This window comes from uncultured Sphingorhabdus sp., from assembly GCF_937872355.1.
In the GTDB taxonomy this organism is placed as follows: Bacteria; Pseudomonadota; Alphaproteobacteria; order Sphingomonadales; family Sphingomonadaceae; genus Sphingorhabdus_B.
Window position 1 is genome coordinate 1 of record NZ_CALMSV010000172.1, and the last position, 18435, is coordinate 18435.

At 60.1% G+C, this 18435-nt stretch carries 22 protein-coding genes; 9 read left to right on the top strand and 13 right to left on the bottom strand.

The window, feature by feature from the left end; genetic code table 11:
- The 4 genes from Q0239_RS11145 to Q0239_RS11160 form a co-directional block, all read left to right on the top strand.
- On the top strand, positions 1-297 hold a 297-nt coding region (locus Q0239_RS11145; protein ID WP_298602674.1), incomplete at its 5' end, for a GNAT family N-acetyltransferase.
- A 134-nt stretch (positions 298-431) separates the two neighbouring features.
- Positions 432-698 (top strand): acyl carrier protein, encoded by a 267-nt coding sequence (locus tag Q0239_RS11150; protein ID WP_298602677.1) that lies wholly within the window; start codon positions 432-434, stop codon positions 696-698.
- Positions 698-1393: a hypothetical protein gene (locus Q0239_RS11155; protein WP_298602680.1), complete on the top strand. Its 696-nt coding sequence runs from the start codon at positions 698-700 to the stop codon at positions 1391-1393. The genes Q0239_RS11150 and Q0239_RS11155 overlap by 1 nt, the downstream gene beginning before the upstream one ends.
- The gene (locus tag Q0239_RS11160; RefSeq protein WP_298602683.1) at positions 1381-2193 is read left to right on the top strand and encodes a hydrolase 1, exosortase A system-associated; all 813 of its coding nucleotides are present in this window, start codon (positions 1381-1383) and stop codon (positions 2191-2193) included. The genes Q0239_RS11155 and Q0239_RS11160 overlap by 13 nt, the downstream gene beginning before the upstream one ends.
- 3 nt (positions 2194-2196) lie before the next feature.
- Here the strand turns inward: Q0239_RS11160 and Q0239_RS11165 are convergent, their stop codons facing one another.
- The 4 genes from Q0239_RS11165 to Q0239_RS11180 form a co-directional block, all read right to left on the bottom strand.
- The gene (locus tag Q0239_RS11165; protein WP_298602686.1) at positions 2197-3174 is read right to left on the bottom strand and encodes a HupE/UreJ family protein; all 978 of its coding nucleotides are present in this window, start codon (positions 3172-3174) and stop codon (positions 2197-2199) included.
- Positions 3171-3995 (bottom strand): peptidylprolyl isomerase, encoded by an 825-nt coding sequence (locus Q0239_RS11170; RefSeq protein WP_298602689.1) that lies wholly within the window; start codon positions 3993-3995, stop codon positions 3171-3173. Before Q0239_RS11170 ends, Q0239_RS11165 begins: the two co-directional genes overlap by 4 nt.
- A gap of 80 nt (positions 3996-4075) precedes the next feature.
- Positions 4076-6100: an NADPH-dependent 2,4-dienoyl-CoA reductase gene (locus Q0239_RS11175; protein ID WP_298602691.1), complete on the bottom strand. Its 2025-nt coding sequence runs from the start codon at positions 6098-6100 to the stop codon at positions 4076-4078.
- A gap of 21 nt (positions 6101-6121) precedes the next feature.
- Complete coding sequence (locus Q0239_RS11180; protein ID WP_298602694.1) at positions 6122-6928, bottom strand: enoyl-CoA hydratase/isomerase family protein; 807 nt, start codon at positions 6926-6928, stop codon at positions 6122-6124.
- A gap of 69 nt (positions 6929-6997) precedes the next feature.
- Here Q0239_RS11180 and Q0239_RS11185 point away from each other — a divergent pair, with 69 nt between their 5' ends.
- Both Q0239_RS11185 and Q0239_RS11190 read left to right on the top strand, forming a co-directional pair.
- Positions 6998-7603 (top strand): TetR/AcrR family transcriptional regulator, encoded by a 606-nt coding sequence (locus tag Q0239_RS11185; RefSeq protein WP_298602697.1) that lies wholly within the window; start codon positions 6998-7000, stop codon positions 7601-7603.
- A gap of 245 nt (positions 7604-7848) precedes the next feature.
- Positions 7849-9045 (top strand): site-specific integrase, encoded by a 1197-nt coding sequence (locus tag Q0239_RS11190; protein WP_298602700.1) that lies wholly within the window; start codon positions 7849-7851, stop codon positions 9043-9045.
- Here the strand turns inward: Q0239_RS11190 and Q0239_RS11195 are convergent.
- The 3 genes from Q0239_RS11195 to Q0239_RS11205 all read right to left on the bottom strand — a co-directional run bounded on the left by Q0239_RS11195 (position 9020) and on the right by Q0239_RS11205 (position 10243).
- Positions 9020-9214 carry a helix-turn-helix domain-containing protein gene (locus Q0239_RS11195; protein WP_298602703.1) on the bottom strand — a complete coding sequence of 65 codons (195 nt, stop codon included), beginning with the start codon at positions 9212-9214 and terminating at the stop codon, positions 9020-9022. The genes Q0239_RS11190 and Q0239_RS11195 overlap by 26 nt on opposite strands.
- The gene (locus Q0239_RS11200) at positions 9211-9417 is read right to left on the bottom strand and encodes an AlpA family transcriptional regulator (protein WP_298602706.1); all 207 of its coding nucleotides are present in this window, start codon (positions 9415-9417) and stop codon (positions 9211-9213) included. The genes Q0239_RS11195 and Q0239_RS11200 overlap by 4 nt, the downstream gene beginning before the upstream one ends.
- Before the next feature lie 364 nt (positions 9418-9781).
- A complete protein-coding gene (locus Q0239_RS11205; RefSeq protein WP_298602709.1) occupies positions 9782-10243 on the bottom strand; it encodes a MarR family winged helix-turn-helix transcriptional regulator in 462 nt (153 codons plus the stop codon).
- Positions 10244-10307: 64 nt separating this feature from the next.
- On the opposite strand from Q0239_RS11205, the gene Q0239_RS11210 reads away from it, so the two are divergent.
- The 3 genes from Q0239_RS11210 to Q0239_RS11220 all read left to right on the top strand — a co-directional run bounded on the left by Q0239_RS11210 (position 10308) and on the right by Q0239_RS11220 (position 11900).
- Complete coding sequence (locus tag Q0239_RS11210; RefSeq protein WP_298602712.1) at positions 10308-10652, top strand: hypothetical protein; 345 nt, start codon at positions 10308-10310, stop codon at positions 10650-10652.
- Positions 10649-11062: a hotdog fold thioesterase gene (locus Q0239_RS11215; protein ID WP_298602717.1), complete on the top strand. Its 414-nt coding sequence runs from the start codon at positions 10649-10651 to the stop codon at positions 11060-11062. Before Q0239_RS11210 ends, Q0239_RS11215 begins: the two co-directional genes overlap by 4 nt.
- A gap of 61 nt (positions 11063-11123) precedes the next feature.
- Positions 11124-11900 carry an NUDIX domain-containing protein gene (locus Q0239_RS11220; protein WP_298602720.1) on the top strand — a complete coding sequence of 259 codons (777 nt, stop codon included), beginning with the start codon at positions 11124-11126 and terminating at the stop codon, positions 11898-11900.
- Here the strand turns inward: Q0239_RS11220 and Q0239_RS11225 are convergent.
- The 6 genes from Q0239_RS11225 to Q0239_RS11250 are packed head-to-tail and all read right to left on the bottom strand — an operon-like array spanning position 11897 to position 18428.
- Entirely contained in the window at positions 11897-12898 is a 1002-nt protein-coding gene (locus tag Q0239_RS11225) for an alpha/beta hydrolase (RefSeq protein ID WP_298602723.1), read from the bottom strand. The two genes, Q0239_RS11220 and Q0239_RS11225, sit on opposite strands and share 4 nt — an antisense overlap.
- Positions 12899-12907: 9 nt before the next feature.
- Positions 12908-14515 (bottom strand): NAD(P)/FAD-dependent oxidoreductase, encoded by a 1608-nt coding sequence (locus tag Q0239_RS11230; protein ID WP_298602726.1) that lies wholly within the window; start codon positions 14513-14515, stop codon positions 12908-12910.
- Positions 14512-14802: a hypothetical protein gene (locus Q0239_RS11235; RefSeq protein WP_367276091.1), complete on the bottom strand. Its 291-nt coding sequence runs from the start codon at positions 14800-14802 to the stop codon at positions 14512-14514. The genes Q0239_RS11230 and Q0239_RS11235 overlap by 4 nt, the downstream gene beginning before the upstream one ends.
- Positions 14726-16105 carry an AMP-binding protein gene (locus Q0239_RS11240; protein ID WP_298602728.1) on the bottom strand — a complete coding sequence of 460 codons (1380 nt, stop codon included), beginning with the start codon at positions 16103-16105 and terminating at the stop codon, positions 14726-14728. The genes Q0239_RS11235 and Q0239_RS11240 overlap by 77 nt, the downstream gene beginning before the upstream one ends.
- 23 nt (positions 16106-16128) lie before the next feature.
- Positions 16129-17223 (bottom strand): acyl-CoA dehydrogenase family protein, encoded by a 1095-nt coding sequence (locus Q0239_RS11245; protein WP_298602730.1) that lies wholly within the window; start codon positions 17221-17223, stop codon positions 16129-16131.
- Positions 17223-18428 carry an acyl-CoA dehydrogenase family protein gene (locus tag Q0239_RS11250; RefSeq protein WP_298602733.1) on the bottom strand — a complete coding sequence of 402 codons (1206 nt, stop codon included), beginning with the start codon at positions 18426-18428 and terminating at the stop codon, positions 17223-17225. The genes Q0239_RS11245 and Q0239_RS11250 overlap by 1 nt, the downstream gene beginning before the upstream one ends.
- Positions 18429-18435: the final 7 nt, after the last annotated feature.

Consider the following 18435-nt stretch of genomic DNA (forward strand, 5'->3'; position numbering starts at 1 on the left):
GCGGCACAATTCTGGACGGTCGAAAATGGTGTCGCTCTGATACACAAGCTGGCGCATGACGAGCGGCATATGCAGGCCTCACCTGGCACGCTGCTATCGGCGGCCTTGTTCCAGCATGTCATCGACGTGGATCGCGTCGACCTCATAGATTTCGGCACCGGCAATGATGCCTATAAGGTCGAGTGGATGGAGGATGTGCGCGAGCGTTACCGACTCGAGATGTTCTGGCCGAACCATCCCGCCAACTGGCCGCACATTGCCTTCCGCAAATGGCGCGCCTATCGGGCTATGGATTGAGAAACATACAGATAGTACATAATCTTCGTCATTCCCGCGAAGGCGGGAATCCATCCCCCGCCGGGGAAATTTAATCCACCGGAGTTGGGCCCCCGCCTTCGCGGGGGTGACGACTTTTAATGAGGTTTAACAGAATGCCTTTCGTTCCCGACAGCGTTGAAACCACGATCCGCGAACTGCTTGTCGATGTCCTCGGCGTTGCGCCTGCCACCGTTGCCGCGATGACCGACGATACACCGCTGTTCGGCGCACTGCCCGAGCTCGATTCGATGGCAGTGGCGGGCCTGCTGACCGAGATGGAAGACCGGCTCGATATCATGATCGATGATGATGATATCGACGGCGAACTGTTCGAAAGCTTTGGCAGCCTCGTCGCCTTTGCAAAGGCCAAGGTCGGGTAGTGAGCCCGCGCCCCGAATATCGGACTTACCAGTTTGCGGGGCATGAAGAACATGTCCTCTGCTTTGGTGCGGAAGCATCGCGCCAGATATTGATTGTTCCGCCGCTATTCGACGAGATGAACCGGTCCCGCCGGATGCTGGTGCAGGCGATGCGCGGGTTGGCGGAACGCGGTACAGGCAGTTTTCTGGTTGATCTTCCGGGCTGCAACGAAAGCCTTACGTCGCTCGAAAAGCAAAGTCTTTCGACCTGGCGCGAAGCGGTCGGCGCTGCTGCCACGCAGTTCGGTGCAACACACATCGCCTCCTTGCGCGGTGGTGCATTGGTTGACAATGGCGCGGCAAATCTGCCGCACTGGCGACTAGCTCCAGCCAAGGGTTCCAGCCTTCTGAAGACGATGATCCGCACCCGGATTGCGGGCGACAAGGAAGCGGGCAAAGCGACCAGCGAAGCGGGGTTGATGGAGGCTGCGAAGGCCGCGCCGATAGAGCTGGCTGGCAATATGCTAGGCCCCGCAATGGTGGCGGAACTTGCAAGCGCCGAACCTGCCGAAGTTGCGCAACTGACACTGCGCGCCTTGGGGCAGGACATTGCAGGTTCCACCCTATGGCTGCGCGCGGAACCGCAGGATGATCCCGCTATGTCCGATGCAATCGCCACTGACCTCCATGAGTGGAGCGCCTCATGCGGCGGCTGACAGGCTTTGATTGCGAAGGCGCGTGGTGCGCTGCGACGCTCGACGAGGGTGACAAGACCACAGGCTTCCTGATCGTCAGCGGAGGCAATGAAATCCGCAGCGGTGCGCATGCGGGGCAAGCAGCGCTGGCCGCGCATGTCGCCGCTTTGGGCTATCCGGTGTTCCGCTTTGACCGGCGCGGCGTTGGCGACAGCGAAGGCGAAAATCGCGGTTTCGAAAGCAGCGCGGCTGATATTGCTGCTGCCGTCGCTGCCTTCCGTGCACAAGTGCCGCATCTCCAGCGGATTGTTGCCTTTGGCAATTGCGATGCTGCGAGTTCGCTCGCCCTGTTCCATGGCGGCCTGCCAATCAACGGACTCGTGCTTGCCAATCCTTGGGTGATTGAGGCGGACTCCGAAGCGGATGCACCCGCGCAACCATCCGCAGCCGTAATCCGCGCCCGCTATTGGGCGAGGCTCAAAAATCCGCGCAGCCTGATTGACTTGCTCACCGGCAAGATTGACCTCAGGAAACTGGCAGGCGGCCTCGCACGCGCCGCGCAGAAAGAGGTGCCGACCAGTCTGGCTCAACGAATAAGTAACGCCCTTTCAATCGCTACCACGCCGACAACGATACTACTCGCCAGCCGTGATACCACAGCGATGGCCTTCATTGCGGCGTGGAAGGGCAGCGCCTTCGATGACGCGCGTGATCGCAGCGACGTCGACGTGCAGACATTGGACAGCGTATCGCACAGCTTTGCCGATGCGGATTCCAAGGCGTGGCTGCGGGAGCAGATCGAGAGAGCGTTGGTTGGCTAGCGCCTAGGCGAAGGTGCGCTCGATAAACCAGAAGGCCGAAATCGTACCTATGCCATAAGCGGCGAGCCGCAATGCCGGATGCATAAGGGCCGCAGCAAAGCGGCGAAGCAGTTCCAGCAGCGCAAGTGACAGTGCGACAATCACCAGCTGTCCTGCTTCAACGCCCAGGTTGAAAGTCAGTAAGGCGGTCGGCACATCGCTTTCGGGCATGCCGATTTCGTTGAGCGCCCCAGCAAAGCCGAAGCCGTGCAACAGACCGAAACCAAACGCGACCACCCAAGGTATCCGTTCTGAAAGACGTGGCTGATCGGGTCGCTTCTTCACAATCTCGACCGCAAGGAACAGGATCGACAGGGCAATCACACTTTCCACCGGACGCTGCGGCAGGCCGAGAAAGCCCAATGTTGTCCCGATAAGCGTAATCGAATGCGCCACGGTGAAAGCCGTCACCGCTTTGGCAATCGTCCAGAAGCCGCTGAGCAAAAGCACCAGCGAGACGACGAACAGCAAATGGTCGTAACCGAACAGAATATGTTCGACCCCTGTCACGAAATAGGTGTGTGCAACTTGCCAACGATCAGGTTTCGCCTTGATCTCCGCATTTGGCTCGGCGGGTGTCAGGCGCAGCGCCTGCACCGGACGGCCGAGCGGCTGGACGCGCACCAGCACGTCGGTTTGTGAGGCTTCGAAATTCGATAGACCGATAGACTTGCCCGAGACATCGCCCCGGCAGGCAACCGTGGAAGTTGTGACCAGCGAGATGCCGGAAATTTCGCGGCTGGGTTCGCCAGTGATTTTGCAGCCCATGGGTAGCAGCGGCTGGGTCTGCGGCGTCAGCCCGCCGCGCATCGGGGCCTTCCAGACCAAGGTCCATGCGCCGGGGCTTTTCTCGGTGAATTCGAGATAGCCGGGACGCAACTCATCGGCCTGGACAGACACCGACAGCAACAAGCCAAAAAGCAACAGCAGGAAGCGGATCACGGCTGGGCGATCTTGATCGTGTAGCCGTCGAGCAACGCCTGATAGGCCGCCGCCTCGCGAGCCTTGGTGGTCGTCGCCCGCCAATCATTCTCGACTGCCTGCCGGACATCGGCAAGCTTGGGCTTTTGCGGAGTCTTCACTGCACGTATGCGAACCATATGCGCGCCGAAACCGGATTGTATCGGCCCGGTCCATTGCCCCACCTTGCTACCCGCGAGCGCCGCTGCAAAGCCCTCACCAAAATCACGCGCTACCTCGCCCTGTGGCGCATTTTCGAGCGAGCGCGGGAGGGAAATTGCCTCACCCAATTTGCTCCAATCCCCGCCCGCGGCCAGCGCGGCTTTGACGCGCTCGGCCGCACCTTCATTTTGCCCGAGATAGATCTGGTCAAAACTATAGGTGGCATTGGCAGTGTAGCGCGCCGGATTGCGATCGAGCCATTTCTGCAAGGTGGCATCGTCTGGCGTCGCATTCTCGACCTGCGCAGCGGCGAGATATTCCATCTTGGCGCGCAAGCGGCGGCGGATGACGGTGTCGTCCTCATCAAGGCCAAGCCGCTTCGCCTCGCGGTAATAGATTTCGCCCTTGATATGGTCGCGGATCAAACCGTCAATTTCGGCCTGTGTCGGCGGTCGCTGCCAAGTCTGCTGCCAACTCGCGACCAGCCGCGAGACCTGCTCCTCGTCGATGGTGATCGTCCGGCTCGCAGGATCGACCTCCTCCCCGCGCCATGCCGAGAAAAGGAAGACTGCCAAACCGGCCAGCAGGAAATGGACCAGCGGCTCGCGTAGAAGCGGCTTCAGTCGTTCGCTAAAATGCATGTCCCTCCCCAGACGCGCCATATGGGCGCACGAGGTTCATGCCAGCAAAGCCAAGCCCCGCCAAGCCCTGGCAGCAGCGGTCAGACGACCGCTGCCAGTTCCGAAGCCTGCTTGATCGCCCGCTTTGCATCGAGTTCCGACGCCTCATAGGCGCCCCCGATCAGATGCGCCTTCACGCCGCCTGCTTCGAGGGCATCGAAAAGACCGCGCGCCGGCTCCTGTCCCGCACAGATAATGACCGTATCGACATCGAAGGTGCGCGGTTCGCCATTGACCAGCGTGTGCAAGCCATCGTCGTCTATCGACAGATATTCGACCCCGGCAATCATCTCCACCCCGCGCCTTTGCAGGGTGATGCGGTGCGTCCAGCCGGTGGTGCGGCCAAGGTTCTTGCCGACAGCGCTGGTCTTGCGCTGCAGCAGTGTCACTTGGCGGTCGTTACGCGCCACGACCGGTTCAACGCCGGTCACGCCACCACGCGGGTGGTTCTTGAAATCGATACCCCATTCGCGGGCGAAGACATCAATATCGAGTGCAGCGGATGTGCCTTCATGACTGATCAGCTCGGCAACGTCGAAGCCGATGCCACCCGCCCCCATGATCGCAACCTTTTTGCCCACCTGTGCCTTGCCCTGAATAACATCGATATAGCGCACCGCCTTGGGATGATTGATGCCAGGGATGGAGGGTTTGCGCGGTTCAATCCCGGTGGCAACGACCACTTCGTCAAAGTCCTGTAATTCCTCAACGCCCACACGCTTGCCAAGCTTCAATTCAACACCAGTGGTTTCGATCCGACGGCCGAAATAGCGCAGCGTTTCGTAAAACTCTTCCTTGCCCGGAATGCGTTTGGCGAGATTGAATTGGCCGCCGATTTCGTCTGCCGCATCGAACAAGGTGACCTTGTGTCCACGTTCGGCTGCCAGCGTCGCAAAAGCGAGACCTGCGGGGCCTGCACCTACCACTGCCAGCCGCTTTGCTGCGGCGACTGGCGGATAATCCAGTTCGACTTCGCGACATGCGCGAGCATTGACGAGGCAGCTGGTGAGCTGGCCGGTAAAGGTATGGTCGAGGCACGCTTGGTTACAACCGATGCAGGTGTTGATCTCATCCTCCCGACCCTCACGCGCCTTGTTGACGAGATCAGGATCGGCCAGCATCGGGCGCGCCATCGAAACGATATCGGCATCGCCGCGCGCCAAAACTTCCTCGGCCACATCGGGCATGTTGATCCGGTTCGAGGTGATGAGCGGGATCGACAATTCCTTGCGCAACCGCCCTGTCACCTGCGCAAAGGCCGCACGCGGAACCATGGTGGCGATGGTGGGCACAAAGCTTTCATGCCAACAGAAGTGGGTGCTGATCACATCAACGCCCTCGGCCTCCAATGCCTTGGCAAGGCTCACCACCTCATCCCAGGCGAGCCCGCCCTGCAACATGTCCATCGCCGAGATACGGAAGATCAGCACGAAATCAGGGCCGACAGCGGCGCGGGTGCGGCGCATCACCTCAACCGGAAAGCGCACCCGGTTTTCCCAGCTGCCCCCCCATTGGTCGGGGCGCTGGTTGGTCTCTTCGACTAGGAAAGTCGAGATCAGATAGCCAGCCGATCCGATCACTTCGACCCCGTCATAACCGGCTTCCTTGGCGAGCGCCGCACAGCGGGCGAAGGCGGCGATCTGTTCTTCGATGCCTGCCTCATCCAGCTCACGCGGCGCGAAGCGACCGATGCGCGATTTGACTGCTGACGGCGCAACGCAATCGGGTGTTCCTGCAAGCGGCCCGGTGTGCAGGATTTGCATGCAGATCTTCACCTCGGGGTCTTCGGCATGAACCGCCTCGGTTACCTGTTTATGCAGCGCGACATCCGCAGACGTGATCAGTTTCGCGCCCAAGCCGGCCGTCTCATGCGGGCCAATACCGCCGGTGATGATCATGCCGACCCCGCCTTTCACGCGTTCGACAAAATAGGCGGCAAGGCGCGGCCCGGCATCTGGCAGGTCTTCAAGACCGGTGTGCATCGAACCCATCAGGATGCGGTTCTTTATCGTGGTGTTGCCGATTTTCAGCGGCGAGAAGACATGGGGGTAGCGGGAGTGGCTCATGGTTCGGTCCTGCTGGATGGCTTATTCGGGGGCGTATTCGGGTTTGCGTTTCTCAATGAAGGCGCGCATCCCTTCGGCGAAATTCTTGCTGCCGGCGGTCATCAACTGGTTGCGGTTTTCGATCGCCATTGCGGCCTCGAGACTGCCGGCATCGATAGCCATATTGAGCCCTTCCTTGGTCATGCGCAGCCCCATAGGTGAGGCATTGAGCAAATCATCTACCCATGGCTGGGCGGCGGCTTCGAGTTGGTCGTCGGGAACAACTTCAGCAACTAAGCCAACAGCCAAAGCCCGCTGCGCCTGAATGAAGCGCCCTGTCAGCATCAATTCGGAGGCAATCGAGGCACCGACCAAACGCGGCAGGAAATAGCTGACCCCCATATCGCAGGAGGAGAGGCCGATGCGGATGAAGGCCGCGTTCATGCGCGCACTTTCGCCGGCAATGCGGATGTCGGAGGCGAGCGCAAAGGCAAAGCCACCGCCGCATGCCGGGCCATGGACCAGCGACACGATCGGCTGCGGGCAACGGCGCATCTTGATATAGACATCGGCGAGCCAGCCCTGAAAACCGAAGCCACCGCCAAAGGGGATGGCACCCGGATCGCGCCCGCCAAGTTCTTTGAAATCAAGTCCGGCGCAATAGGCCTTGCCCGCGCCGCGCATAACCACGACGCGTACTGTCCGGTCATGATAGAGCTTGCCGAAATAGTCATTGAGCTCGCCGACCATGTCGACCGAGATCGAGTTCAGCGCGTCTGGCCGGTTGAATGTCAGCCAATCCACCTGCCCGCGTTTCTCGACGATAATCGTCTTATAGCCTTCCGACATGCCTCGCTCTCCCATGCTAAACAGTGTTTAGCACTTGCATAACGAACAGTGTTTACTATGGCAAGAGCCATGGCAGTGCTGCTGACAGACGAACAGGTTCATGACGTTCGGGAGCGTATCCGGCAGGTTGCGGAGCGCCAGATTGCGGCGCATGGCATTGCCGCGCTGTCGCTACGCTCGATCGCTACCGAACTCGGTTGGACAGCCGCCTCGCTCTATCGCTATTTCGCCAGCAAGGCCGAATTGCTCGATGCCTTGCGTGCAGCAGCGCATAACCGCTTTTCGGATCGGATCGAGGCAGCGCACGACAGCACCGATGATTTGTGGGAGCGTTCGCGCGCAATCGGCGATGCTTATGTCGATTTCGCGATGCAGGAACCTGCCGCCTATCAGGTGATGTTCGATTACGAACAGGAAGAAGGCGAAAAATCCGATGACCTGCGCGCTGCTGAGCGGCGGTCGCACCTGACGCTGACCACCTATGTCCGCGAAATGGCTGAGGCTGGATTGTTCGAAGGTGACCCTGACCAGATCGCCCACACCTATTGGGCTACGATCCACGGCCTGATCGTGCTGCGCATGGCCGGAAAGCTGGACGCATCGCCCGGCTTTGACACATTGCGCCATGCCGCGATGCGGCTAATCACCCGCGGCGCGCGACCGGACAGGGGTTAACTAACCAATTCTGGTCTGCGTCTTACGATTTTGGAAATGTTGGTAGCGGAGGAGGCGCTATAACTTTCGTCTCAGGCAATTTCAGAGCGTCTCCAACTACTCTGTAAAATCAGCGATTTATCTTGTAACGTGTTCGCGGTCGGTCGCCCTGAATCGCCTGAATTCCCGCTGAAATGTGGGAACGATTGTGGGACCAAATACCCCTGATTTTGGCGGTATGAATCCCTGACAGGGACTATAACCTGATGGCGCTGACAGTATTGAAAGTGAAGAATGCGAAGTCCGGTCGCCATGTCGACGGGAGGGGCTTGTGCCTGGTCGTGAAGCCCAGCGGCGCGCGCACCTGGGTGCTGCGTATGCAGTTGAAAGGCCACCGCCGCGACTATGGACTGGGATCGGCGCATGATGTTTCGCTGGCAGATGCCAGAACAGCGGCAGCCGAATTGCGCCGCCGGGTTCGTGAAGGCTTCGATCCTGTCGCCGAGCGGCGAAAGGCGCGCAAAGTCATTCCGACCTTCGAAGCTGCAACCCGCACCTGCCATGAAACCCTGGGTGACGGCTGGAAGGACGGACATCATGTCCGCTGGCTATCTGGCTTTGAGCGACACCTCTTTCCGCGCATCGGCAAGAAGCCGGTCGACAAGGTGGACAGCGCCTGCGTCGTTGAGGCGCTGTCCCCGATATGGCTGGAGATACCGGAAACAGCGCGGCGCTTGCTCCAGCGCATCGGCGTAGTGCTCGATTTCGCGCATGTGAAAGGCTGGGTGCCGGAAGAGGTCTCGTTGCGTTCGGTGCGCAAGGGCCTGCCGCGTCAAAACGACAAACGCGGGCACATGGAGGCCATGCCCTATGCCGATGTCCCGGCGCTGATGCGGAAGCTTGCCGCCGCGTCCCCAACGACCGGACGCGATGCCCTGCGCTTCACTATCTACAACGCCGTGCGGTCCAACGAGACGCGCCTTGCAGTATGGACCGAGTTCGACCTGGAAAATGCGGTATGGACCATTCCCGCCGAACGGATGAAGGCTGGCGAAACCCACGTCGTGCCGCTTTCGGTGCCGGTTGTGGTACTGCTGCGCAAACGCTGGAATGAGCGAACCAGTGAAATTGGCTTGGTCTTTTCCAATGATGGCAAGAAGCCCATCAGCGACATGACCATGACCAAGCTGCTGCGCGACGATGGCTTTGCCAGCATCACCGTACACGGTTTCCGGTCCACTTTCACGGACTGGGCCGCCGAATGCACCGACTGCCCCAAGGAGGTTGCTGACAAGGCCCTCGCCCACAAGCTGCCCAACAAGGTCGAAGCCGCCTACCGCCGAACCGATTTCTTCGCGAAGCGCCGCAGCTTGATGAAGCAATGGGCGGATTATCTGGGCAATTGCACCCCGGTAGCGAAACCGGGGGCAGCCGAGCCTATTCAGGCTCGCGCTGCCGCATGACCAGGTCGTGCAGACTGACAGTCATGATGCGGGTCGACTTGCCAAGCTTGATGGCCTCGATCTCGCCCGACGCAATCAGTTCGTAGAGCTTGGTGCGACCGACGCCGATCATGCGGGCTGCGTCTTTGACCTTAACGCAGATCGGCTCGACCGGGGGCGGCGGTTTCACTGTGTCGCACCCTCATTCCGATATGAGGCCGGATCATCGATCCAGCAATTGACGGCGGATCCCCGCCAGCCCGCGCCGTGCACGCTGATCTTCACTTGGGACGGGAAAGTTCCCTCGGCGATCTTGCGATACATGGTGGATCGGGACAGCCCGGTTCGAGCGAGGACGGTCTTCAGGCGGATGATCTTGTCAGAGTTGGACATGGGACTTGCTTCCATTCGTTGGCAGTTACTGGTGCCCCCTGACCCAAGAATTTCGCCAGAAGGCATCAAGCGCAACAAAATTCGCCGTCTCTGGTATGGCCATCGCAAGAGCGGATAGAATAACTTGCGGAAGGATAGAAACGGATACGGAAGAGCAGAGAAGACAACGGACGCAAGCACCGGGTGCCTTCAGGCCGAGTTTCTGTGAGGTGATCGGAGCCGACGCGGTGTTAAGTTGGGAAATCTGCGCACAAGCGGCGGATATTTGCGTCACACCGAGCGACGTTTGCGCGCGAATCGGCAGAAGGCAGACGGTTCGTGTTGAGGCCGCGATGCTACAGCGAGATGTCCTTACCAATTAAGACTAGGGATCCAGATTTGCGGTCATTGTGCTTAGCAGAAGCCGCACGGTTGCAATCTCTTCTATTGAAAAGCCTGCGAGCAATCGTTCGTAAATGGCGTCCGCCTCTTCGCGCAACGAAGGGAGTATGCTCACTGCCTTGGGCAGCAGGTGCAGCGTCCACACCCGGCGATTGCCTTCAACGGCGCGGCGCTCGACATACTCCGCCCTTTCGAGCTGGTCGATGACATGGCCTACGCTAGCGCGTTCCAGTTCGAGACACTTCGCAAGCTCGGTCTGGGTAAGACCCGGCGTTCGAAAGATGTAGGCAAGCGCGCGCCATTGGGTGCGGGTCAGACCGAACCTGGCGGTCGAGGCGTCGAACAAGCGGCGGAGCTTGCGCGGCACTTCCTCGACGAGGAACACTAGCTCGTCGGCATCGGTCACATAACTGAGCGGGTCGAACTGGTGAGGCATTGCGCGCATCCTATACGCAATTGACGCAAGTGAACAGACTTTACTGTAATCGATCTTACTTTATGATAAGCGCATGTCGAGTTTACCCGTTACCCATTTTGGACACTCCGATCACGCCATTGCCGCGCTGATCGAAGGGGCCGAGTGCGGTATGCCTCTTTTGCTCGCTCATGGCGGTGGTCAAACCAAGCGGGCGTGGAAGCGCCTCTCGGCGACGCTGGCCCATTTAATCTGCGGAGGATCGCACGACCTCGTTTCGCCTGAAGTGGTTGTGAACGGCCGCGAGTTAGTACGCCACGCTGAATATGGCGACATAGCCGATGCAACGCATTTGGTGGTCGGCGATCGGAATGACGCCTTTGGCGATGCGATCCTCGATTTTCTGAGACGCGCTCATGGGAATGGGATTGCGGCATGAGCGAGCAGGCAGCAGGAATGGATATCGAACAACTCCGCGCCATGTTGCAGATTGCACCGTTCCATCGCTGGCTCGGGCTGGATATCGCTGAACTCACCGACAAGGAACTTATCCTCGAAATGCCGTGGCGGGATGAGATCGTCTCCAATCCGGTAATCGGGTCGGCGCATGGCGGCATCCTTTCGGCGCTGATCGACCTGACCGGCCTGTATGCGATCAACGCGCTGGGCGGATCGGCGCGCGCCACCGCCGATATGCGGGTTGATTTCCACCGTCCGGCGACATCGGGTCCGCTGCGCGCGATTGGGCGTGTGGTGAAACTGGGAAAGCAGATTAGCGTCGCGGAAACTCGGATCGAGGACGCTGATGGCAGGCTGCTTGCGAGCGGACGTGGCGCCTATGTCGGTTAGCATGTGCGCCCTCTAATCGAAGTAACGCACGACAATCTCAGACTTATGTCAATTGGAGAAAATGATGCAGAACGACTCAAGTGCGTCCGAACCCCGCCCGGCTGCCACGATCCTCCTGCTCCGCGATACCCCTGAGTTTCAGGTGCTTATGGTCAAGCGGCACCAGCAGATCGATTTCGCTTCGGGCGCGCTGGTTTTTCCGGGCGGCAAGCTGCACCAGGGGGATGCCGACCCTGCCTGGGCAGACCATGCCAGCGGCTGGGAGCTGTTCGACGAGGTTCAGCGAAAGCTGCGCATCGCCGCGATCCGCGAAGTGTTCGAAGAGGCCGGGATTCTGCTGGCGCACCATCGCAATGGGACACTCTTCGAAATGGTTTGCGACCCGGATGTTCGCGCGAAGGTCGATCGAGGAGAGCTTGAATTCATCGAGGTGGTGCGTGACTTGGATGTGCAGCTGCAGCTTGATTCGCTTGGCATTTTTGCCCGTTGGATCACTCCGCCAATCATGCCCAAGCGGTTCGACACTTTTTTCTATGTTGCTCACGCCCCCGCAAACCAGCTCGCAGCCTGCGATGGACACGAAACTGTCGATGCAGAATGGATCGCGCCGAAAGAGGTCTTACGTCTAGCTGAGAGCGGAGAACGCACTGTTATTTTCCCGACCCGGATGAATGTGCAATTGCTGGCCGAAGCGTGCGATTCAGCGGATTGCATGCGGCGCGCAGAAGAACGGCCGCTGGTTCCTGTACTTCCTCGCCTTGAGGAACGCGATGGCCGACGGGTTCTGGTGATTCCTGAGGATGCCGGCTATGGATCCGTTGTTGAAATCGTTGGCTAGCATTCTCTCCTCCGGCTCGACGTACAGGTCCACATTTCCAGCACCGACCGGATTGCCGCCACGAAAGCGAGTGGTTCATCAAGCATAAGGTGATGCCGCGCGCCGGGTACGGCGATGATCGGGATATCCGCGCCGCCCAGCTCTTGCACAAAATCTCGGGAATCACGGGTGAAGAGCAGACTATCCTCCCCGTGAATGATCGCTTTTCGCCCTGGGGCATTGATCAGTTTTGGGCCAATGCTTAGCCAGTCGGCCCGCGCATTGTCGCGCTTGAAAACGTCGGGTGAGAACTTCCAGGTCCAGCCTTGCTCCACCCGGCGCAACGAATGATAGGCCATATAGTCCATTAAGAAGGGTTGCCCGACTCGCTGGGGGGGCGAAAGCCTGAAGCGGTCGCGGGCCGCAGCGAAATCGGGGTAGATACGGAGCGGCTTGTCGGGATCGCCAGAGCCGGGGCTGGTGTGACCGCCCGCCCAGAATGCCTCGAGCATCGCTGGACGCAAGGTCATCATGTCGCAGATGGCTGCTCCGGCGAAAAGCCCTGGCGCTTGATCGAGCGCCTCCAGCGCGACGCTGGCCCCGAAACTGTGAGCGACGATGAACGGCTTGCGCCCATTGTCGAGCAAGCCAAGCGCTCGTGCCACCCCGATCATCTCGCCACCGCGCGCTGTCATATCGCAGTTCGCGCGCACGCCGCTGTCGCCCATCGCGGAAAGATCGTAGGCAACAACGTCGAAATCTTCGGCCAGAAATGGCGCGATGAAAGCGAAGCAGCGTGCGTGGGCAAGAAAGCCGTGGGTCATCAGTACCGGAGGTTTCCCGCGTTGACCCCACCGGAAATAGTGTATGGAGATGCCATCAACCTCGACAAATCCTTCCTCGCGCGGAACCGCCAAGGCATCGACAAACCACTTCGGCAAACTGTTCTGATCGCCCGCCCAGGTCGGGTCGATATCGCCAAGGCCGTTGATCGCATCAGTGGGCAAGAATTCTTCCAATCGAAATCATCAAGGGGTAAAAACAAATCCGCGATAGCCGTTCGCGGCAACCTCGTCGCAGATCTGGGAATAGGCGGCGACGCTCGGAAAGTTGATGAGCTGGCGCTTCTTGCCCGGAACGTTATCGCCCATGTACCAGGACTTGGCCTTGGGGAAGAGAGTCATAGCGCCGATTTGTTCGACCATTCCGGTCCATTCGCGTTCCGCCTCCGCATCCGGCTCAAAGCGCGAAAACCCATTTTCTCTCAGATAAACAAGAAATCCGGTTGTCCAGTCACCCTGCTGCTCGGCCGAGGTCGGGCCATTCGAAAAGCCGGATGGGCTCAACGGGCCATAATGAAAGATCATGTTCGGGAACCCGCAGACCGAGTTGCCAAGATAGGCACGGACACCATCGGTCCAGGCCTCTCCAAGACTGAGGCCCTGCAGGCCGCGAATGTCCATGTCGATTAGTCCGCCGCTGCCCGCATCGAACCCGGTGGCAAAGACGATGATATCGCATGCGACCAATCCGGCCGCGGTTTGAATGCCCTCAGGGGCGATGCGCGTGATCGGATCCTGCTTGAGATCGACCAGGGAGACATTGTCCTGCGCGAAAATTTCATAATAATTCTGTTCGAGCGACGGGCGCTTGGTGCCGAAGGGGTGCGGTGGTTCGGTGGGTGCCAGAACCTCGTGCAACGATGGATCGGTGATCCTCGCGCGGACCTTGTCGCGCCAGAAATCATATGCGAAGCGATTGGCCCGTTCGTCGGTCAGCAGGTCGGCGAAATTGTTGAACCAGAACCGAAGGCCACCGGCTCGCCACAAACGCTCATAGCTCGCTTCGCGCTCGGCTGCGTCAACATCGAGCGTGTTTGCGTCCAGACGATTGGCATCAAACCCGCCGCTCGTGTGGCGTCGTGCATCGAAGATGGCGGGATAGCCGGGTTTTTCCTGCACCTGTTGCTCAGTTGTCAGGCATTGCTGCTGCATCGGCAGGGCAAGGATCGGCGTGCGCTGGAACAGGGTCAGCTGGGCGGCCTCGCGTGCCGCTTCCTGTGCGACCTGAACGCCGCTCGCGCCAGTGCCAATGATTGCAACCCGTTTTCCGGCAAAGGAAAGACCACCTTGGGGCCAGTGCGCGGTGTGATGCTGTTCGCCCTCGAAGGTCTCTTTGCCCGCAATGTCAGGGGTATAGGATTTGGCGGCAAAACCGGCGCAGGGGAACAGGAAGCGCGTGCGCAGTTCCTCTCCGTTTGCGGTTTCGACATGCCATTGATTGCTTTCAGCATCGAACCGCGCGCCCGACACGCGGGTTCCCATGGTCATGTCAGGCCACAGGTCGAGCTTGTCGCAGACGTACTGAAAATAGGCGCGCAATTCGGCGCCAGACGGAAATCGCTCGCTCCACGTCCAACCCTGCCAAAGCTCGGGCAGCGAAAATTCATAGATCGGGACGTGGGAATCGACTCGGGCACCGGGATAGCAGTTCCAGTACCAGATGCCGCCGGGCTGCTCCGCAGCATCAATCAGTTTCACGCGGAACCCGGCCTGACGCAGGCGGTGCAGCAGATAGATTCCGCTGAAACCGGCACCGATGATGAGTGCATCGAGTTCTGCGTTCTTGTCACTCATCGGGCGTTGCTCAATGCGACTGCAAGTTCGGCCGCGCCCTTATAGTCGGCCTTGCCATTGGGCGCGCGCAGCGCGCTATCGGTTGCGAAAACCGCCTTTGGGGTCTTGTAGCCGGCCAGCTTGCCCCGGACATGATCCTTGAGCGCCTGCTCATCCAGCGTTGCTCCTGCGCGGAGATGAACCACGGCGGTGACCGCCTGACCCCACTTGTCATCGGGTACGCCGACAACCAGAGAATCCTCGATCGCCGGATGGGTCTTCGGGAAAGACCTTTTCGCCCGCCGTATTGATGCACACGCTGCCCCGGCCTAGCAAGGTCAGGCTGCCATCTTTTTCGACCGTGCACCAGTCGCCCGGAATCGAATAACGAACCCCATTGATGGTCTTGAACGTCCGCGCAGATTTCTCGGGATCCTTGTAGTAGGCCAGCGGGATCGGTCCCTTGAGGGCGATGAAGCCCGGCACGCCGCTGCCGGGTGGGACGGGTTGGTCCTTTTCATCGAACACATCGCACATTCCGCCGATGGTGAACTTTGCGGTTTCCGTGCTGCCGGCAGCGGTCGTCACCGAACGACCAAAACCGAGTCCCTCGGAGGCTCCGAAGCTGTCCATCAGGGCCACTTGCGGAATGTGGCGGATCAGGCCCTGTTTGACCTCTTTGCTCCACATCACGCCAGACGAAACGATGGTTATCAGGCTCGACGTATCGAATTTGCCCGGTGCGGCGTCCAGGGCCTTGAGCATTGGTTTGGCGAAGGCATCGCCGACGATCGCAATCGACTGCACCTTGTTCCGCTCAACCGCTTGCCACAATTCGTCCGCGTCCAGCGAAGCATTGTCCAGCGTTACGATACACCCGCCAGAAGCAAGAGTCCCGATCGCGGTGATGAAGCCAGTTCCGTGCATCAAGGGACAGGCAGGCAAGGTCATCCGTCCAGGCCCGTCGGCGCGGATCAGAGCGAGCGCCGCCTCAATACTGTCCGGCGTCGGACCGAGCAGACGTTGCGCATCGAGTTGGGCCTCGCGCATATCGGTGTGGCGCCAGATTACGCCCTTGGGCATGCCGGTCGTTCCGCCGGTGTAGATGAACAGCTCGTCATGCGGCGACCGTTCGATTCCCAGCGGCAAGCCGTCGCCCGTTTGGGCAAGCTGTTCATAGGCAATCGCAAACGGAGCTTTCGCCGCTTCCTCGCCGATTTCGACGAACAACCGCACCTTTTGCAGCCGGTCTTTGAGTTCGACAATGCAATCGCGGAATTCGGAGCTGTAGAAAACGACTTCGCTGTCGGAATCGTCGAAAATGTAGAACACCTCATCCGGGCGATAGCGATAGTTGATGTTCACATGAGTGAAACGACCCTTGAAACAGGCGGCCATCAGTTCGCCGTATTCTGGCCGGTTGCGCATGTAAAACGCCACCTTGGTCCCCGGTGCAAGTCCTTGAGCAGCAAGGGCTCGGGCAATGTTGTTCGATCGGGCGCCCATTTGCGCCCAAGTAATCATGCGTGTGCCGTGGATCAGGGCTGGGGCAGTCGCGGGCAGAACCGACTCGATCGCATCGAGAATGTCGCCCAGATTCCATTGCGCCATTCGAACTCTCCTCTCGCGAACAGTCACGCTGCTCTTGCAATCCAGCCTTGCAGAAGTGCCGCCTCTTCCCTGACAGTCTCGGGCCCTCCCAGGATCTGCCGGTCGAAACCGATCCGCTTGAACCAGTAATGCAGCCCCAGCAGGTCGGTGAAGCCCATGCCGCCATGTACTTCGGTTGCGGTGCGGGCGATGATCCGCCCGGTCTCGCCGAGGTGAGACTTGGCGTGGCACGCCATCAGGGGCGCCTCTTCCGGTACCGCATCGAAGGCATGGGCAGCATACCATACCAGCGACCGGCATGGCTCGTTGCGCGCCGCCATTTCGGCGCACATGTGCTTGACGGCCTGAAAGCTGCCGATCACCCGTCCGAATTGTTCGCGCTGCCCTGCATAGGCCACAGCCTGGGCGATCATCGCATCTGCCGCGCCGAGGCTGTCCGCCGCCAGCAGGATCCGGCCCGCCGCGATGATCCGCTGGGCCGCCTTGCCGCCGTCATCGCGCAAGGCTTCGGCTGGAACCGATGACAGCCGCAGTCCGCAAATCGAGCGGGTCGCGTCAATGGTCCTTAGGGCAATCTGCTCCACGCCCTCGGACTGCGCCAGGATGATGTAAAGCTGTCCGTTGTCGTCGGCGACAAGGAAGTGATCGGCCTCCTCGCAATCAAGAACGAACAGTGCCAATCCGGTCAGTCTGCCATCGGCGCAGGACACGCCCGAACCATCGCGGCGCGTCACTAGGCCCTGCAAGCCAACGCCGAAGCACACGCCACCCGATGCGATGCGCGGGAGCCAATTCGCTTTTTGCGCGTCGGAGCCCGCCTCGATCAGCGCGAGCGGGGCCAGGACCTTGCGGCCAGCGAAGGGGACAGGGGCCACCGCTTCGCCAAGTGCGGTTGCAACCACGGCGGCATCCAGCATCCCAAGGCCCAGGCCGCCATAGGCTTCGGGCACGACAAGGCCGTTCAGCCCCAATTCCGCAAGTGCTGCCTCCGCTTGTGCACTAACCGCGCTTTCGCTTTCGACGACATTTCTGACGTGATTCAGAGGGCACAGTTCGCGCAGCAGCCGGGCTACGCTCTCGGCCAGCATTTGCTGTTCCTGGGAAAGTCCGAAATCCATTACCGCTCTCCCTGCGAAGCCAGACGCGGTTCGCGCGGCATGTTCAGGCCGCGTTCCGAAATGATGTTTTTCTGGATCTGGGCAGTACCCCCGCCGATAATCAGGCCGAGCTGGAACATGTAGTTCCATTGCCAGCTTCCGTGCGCGCGTTCGTGGGGGCTGCCGTGATAGAGCAGGCCGAGTTCACCCAGCGCATCGATCGCCAGCGCCGAAATCTGGTGCGCCAGCTCGCAGGCCTGAAGCTTGACGATCAACTTGGCCATACCCCCCGGTTCGCCCTTGATCTGGCTCGAGAGGACCCGCATCCCGTTGTATTTCATCGCCGCAACTTCTGCTTGCAGCGAGCCAAGTCGGTCCCGGAACGCGGGCAAGTCGATCACCCGATGTCCATCGACCTGTTCTTGCCGCATCAGGTCGATAAGGGCCAAAAGCCGGTTCTCAAGCGCATCAGGATCGCCGAGCATTCCGCGTTCGTGGCCAAGGGTGGCATTGGCCACGAACCAGCCTTGCCCGCGTTGCCCGACAATCTGATCTATGGGCACGCGGACATCGGTGAAAAAGATTTCGTTAAATTCGGCGTTGCCGGTCATCGTCTTGAGCGGACGGACCTCGATTCCCGGGGTCTGCATCGAGAAGATCAGATAGCTGATCCCGCGATGCTTGGCGGCATCGCCTTCGGTCCGCACCAGACAGAAGATCATATCCGCTTCCTTGGCGGTGCTCGTCCAGATCTTCTGTCCGTTGATCACGAACTCGCCATTTTCGATCCGGGCGCTGGTCTTCAGGCTGGCGAGGTCCGACCCGGCCCCCGGCTCGGAATAACCCTGGCACCAAACCACATCGCCGGCCAGCGTCGGTTCGATCCAGCGCCGCTTCTGCTCCTCGGTACCGAGTTCGAGCAGGGTCGGAACGAGCATCGAAATGCCCTGATTGGCTAGGCCTCCCGGCACCCCGGCATGGGCGAACTCTTCGGCGATGATCCGGGACTTGAGGATGTCGGGATCGGCCCCGAAGCCACCATATTCGCGCGGGATGGTGCGCGCGGTATAGCCGTGCCGGATCAGCAGCTTCTGCCAGACCACGCTTTCCGGTGATGGGCGAGAAGCGCGTCCTGCGCCCTTCGGAGCCAGATGGCGGTTCGCCGTGATGAAGCCGCGAACCTCATCGCGAAAGCTCTCGTATTCCGGATTATAGCTCAGATCCATCGCGCAG

What these genes read in the sequence shown, in the direction of transcription:
- Q0239_RS11150 (WP_298602677.1), top strand. Translation starts at nt 432, where the DNA reads ATGCCTTTCGTTCCCGACAGCGTTGAAACCACGATCCGCGAACTGCTT.
- Q0239_RS11160 (WP_298602683.1), top strand. Translation starts at nt 1,381, where the DNA reads ATGCGGCGGCTGACAGGCTTTGATTGCGAAGGCGCGTGGTGCGCTGCG.
- Q0239_RS11170 (WP_298602689.1), bottom strand. Translation starts at nt 3,995, where the DNA reads ATGCATTTTAGCGAACGACTGAAGCCGCTTCTACGCGAGCCGCTGGTC.
- Q0239_RS11175 (WP_298602691.1), bottom strand. Translation starts at nt 6,100, where the DNA reads ATGAGCCACTCCCGCTACCCCCATGTCTTCTCGCCGCTGAAAATCGGC.
- Q0239_RS11180 (WP_298602694.1), bottom strand. Translation starts at nt 6,928, where the DNA reads ATGTCGGAAGGCTATAAGACGATTATCGTCGAGAAACGCGGGCAGGTG.
- Q0239_RS11185 (WP_298602697.1), top strand. Translation starts at nt 6,998, where the DNA reads ATGGCAGTGCTGCTGACAGACGAACAGGTTCATGACGTTCGGGAGCGT.
- Q0239_RS11190 (WP_298602700.1), top strand. Translation starts at nt 7,849, where the DNA reads ATGGCGCTGACAGTATTGAAAGTGAAGAATGCGAAGTCCGGTCGCCAT.
- Q0239_RS11200 (WP_298602706.1), bottom strand. Translation starts at nt 9,417, where the DNA reads ATGTCCAACTCTGACAAGATCATCCGCCTGAAGACCGTCCTCGCTCGA.
- Q0239_RS11205 (WP_298602709.1), bottom strand. Translation starts at nt 10,243, where the DNA reads ATGCGCGCAATGCCTCACCAGTTCGACCCGCTCAGTTATGTGACCGAT.
- Q0239_RS11210 (WP_298602712.1), top strand. Translation starts at nt 10,308, where the DNA reads ATGTCGAGTTTACCCGTTACCCATTTTGGACACTCCGATCACGCCATT.
- Q0239_RS11215 (WP_298602717.1), top strand. Translation starts at nt 10,649, where the DNA reads ATGAGCGAGCAGGCAGCAGGAATGGATATCGAACAACTCCGCGCCATG.
- Q0239_RS11220 (WP_298602720.1), top strand. Translation starts at nt 11,124, where the DNA reads ATGATGCAGAACGACTCAAGTGCGTCCGAACCCCGCCCGGCTGCCACG.
- Q0239_RS11230 (WP_298602726.1), bottom strand. Translation starts at nt 14,515, where the DNA reads ATGAGTGACAAGAACGCAGAACTCGATGCACTCATCATCGGTGCCGGT.
- Q0239_RS11240 (WP_298602728.1), bottom strand. Translation starts at nt 16,105, where the DNA reads ATGGCGCAATGGAATCTGGGCGACATTCTCGATGCGATCGAGTCGGTT.
- Q0239_RS11245 (WP_298602730.1), bottom strand. Translation starts at nt 17,223, where the DNA reads ATGGATTTCGGACTTTCCCAGGAACAGCAAATGCTGGCCGAGAGCGTA.
- Q0239_RS11250 (WP_298602733.1), bottom strand. Translation starts at nt 18,428, where the DNA reads ATGGATCTGAGCTATAATCCGGAATACGAGAGCTTTCGCGATGAGGTT.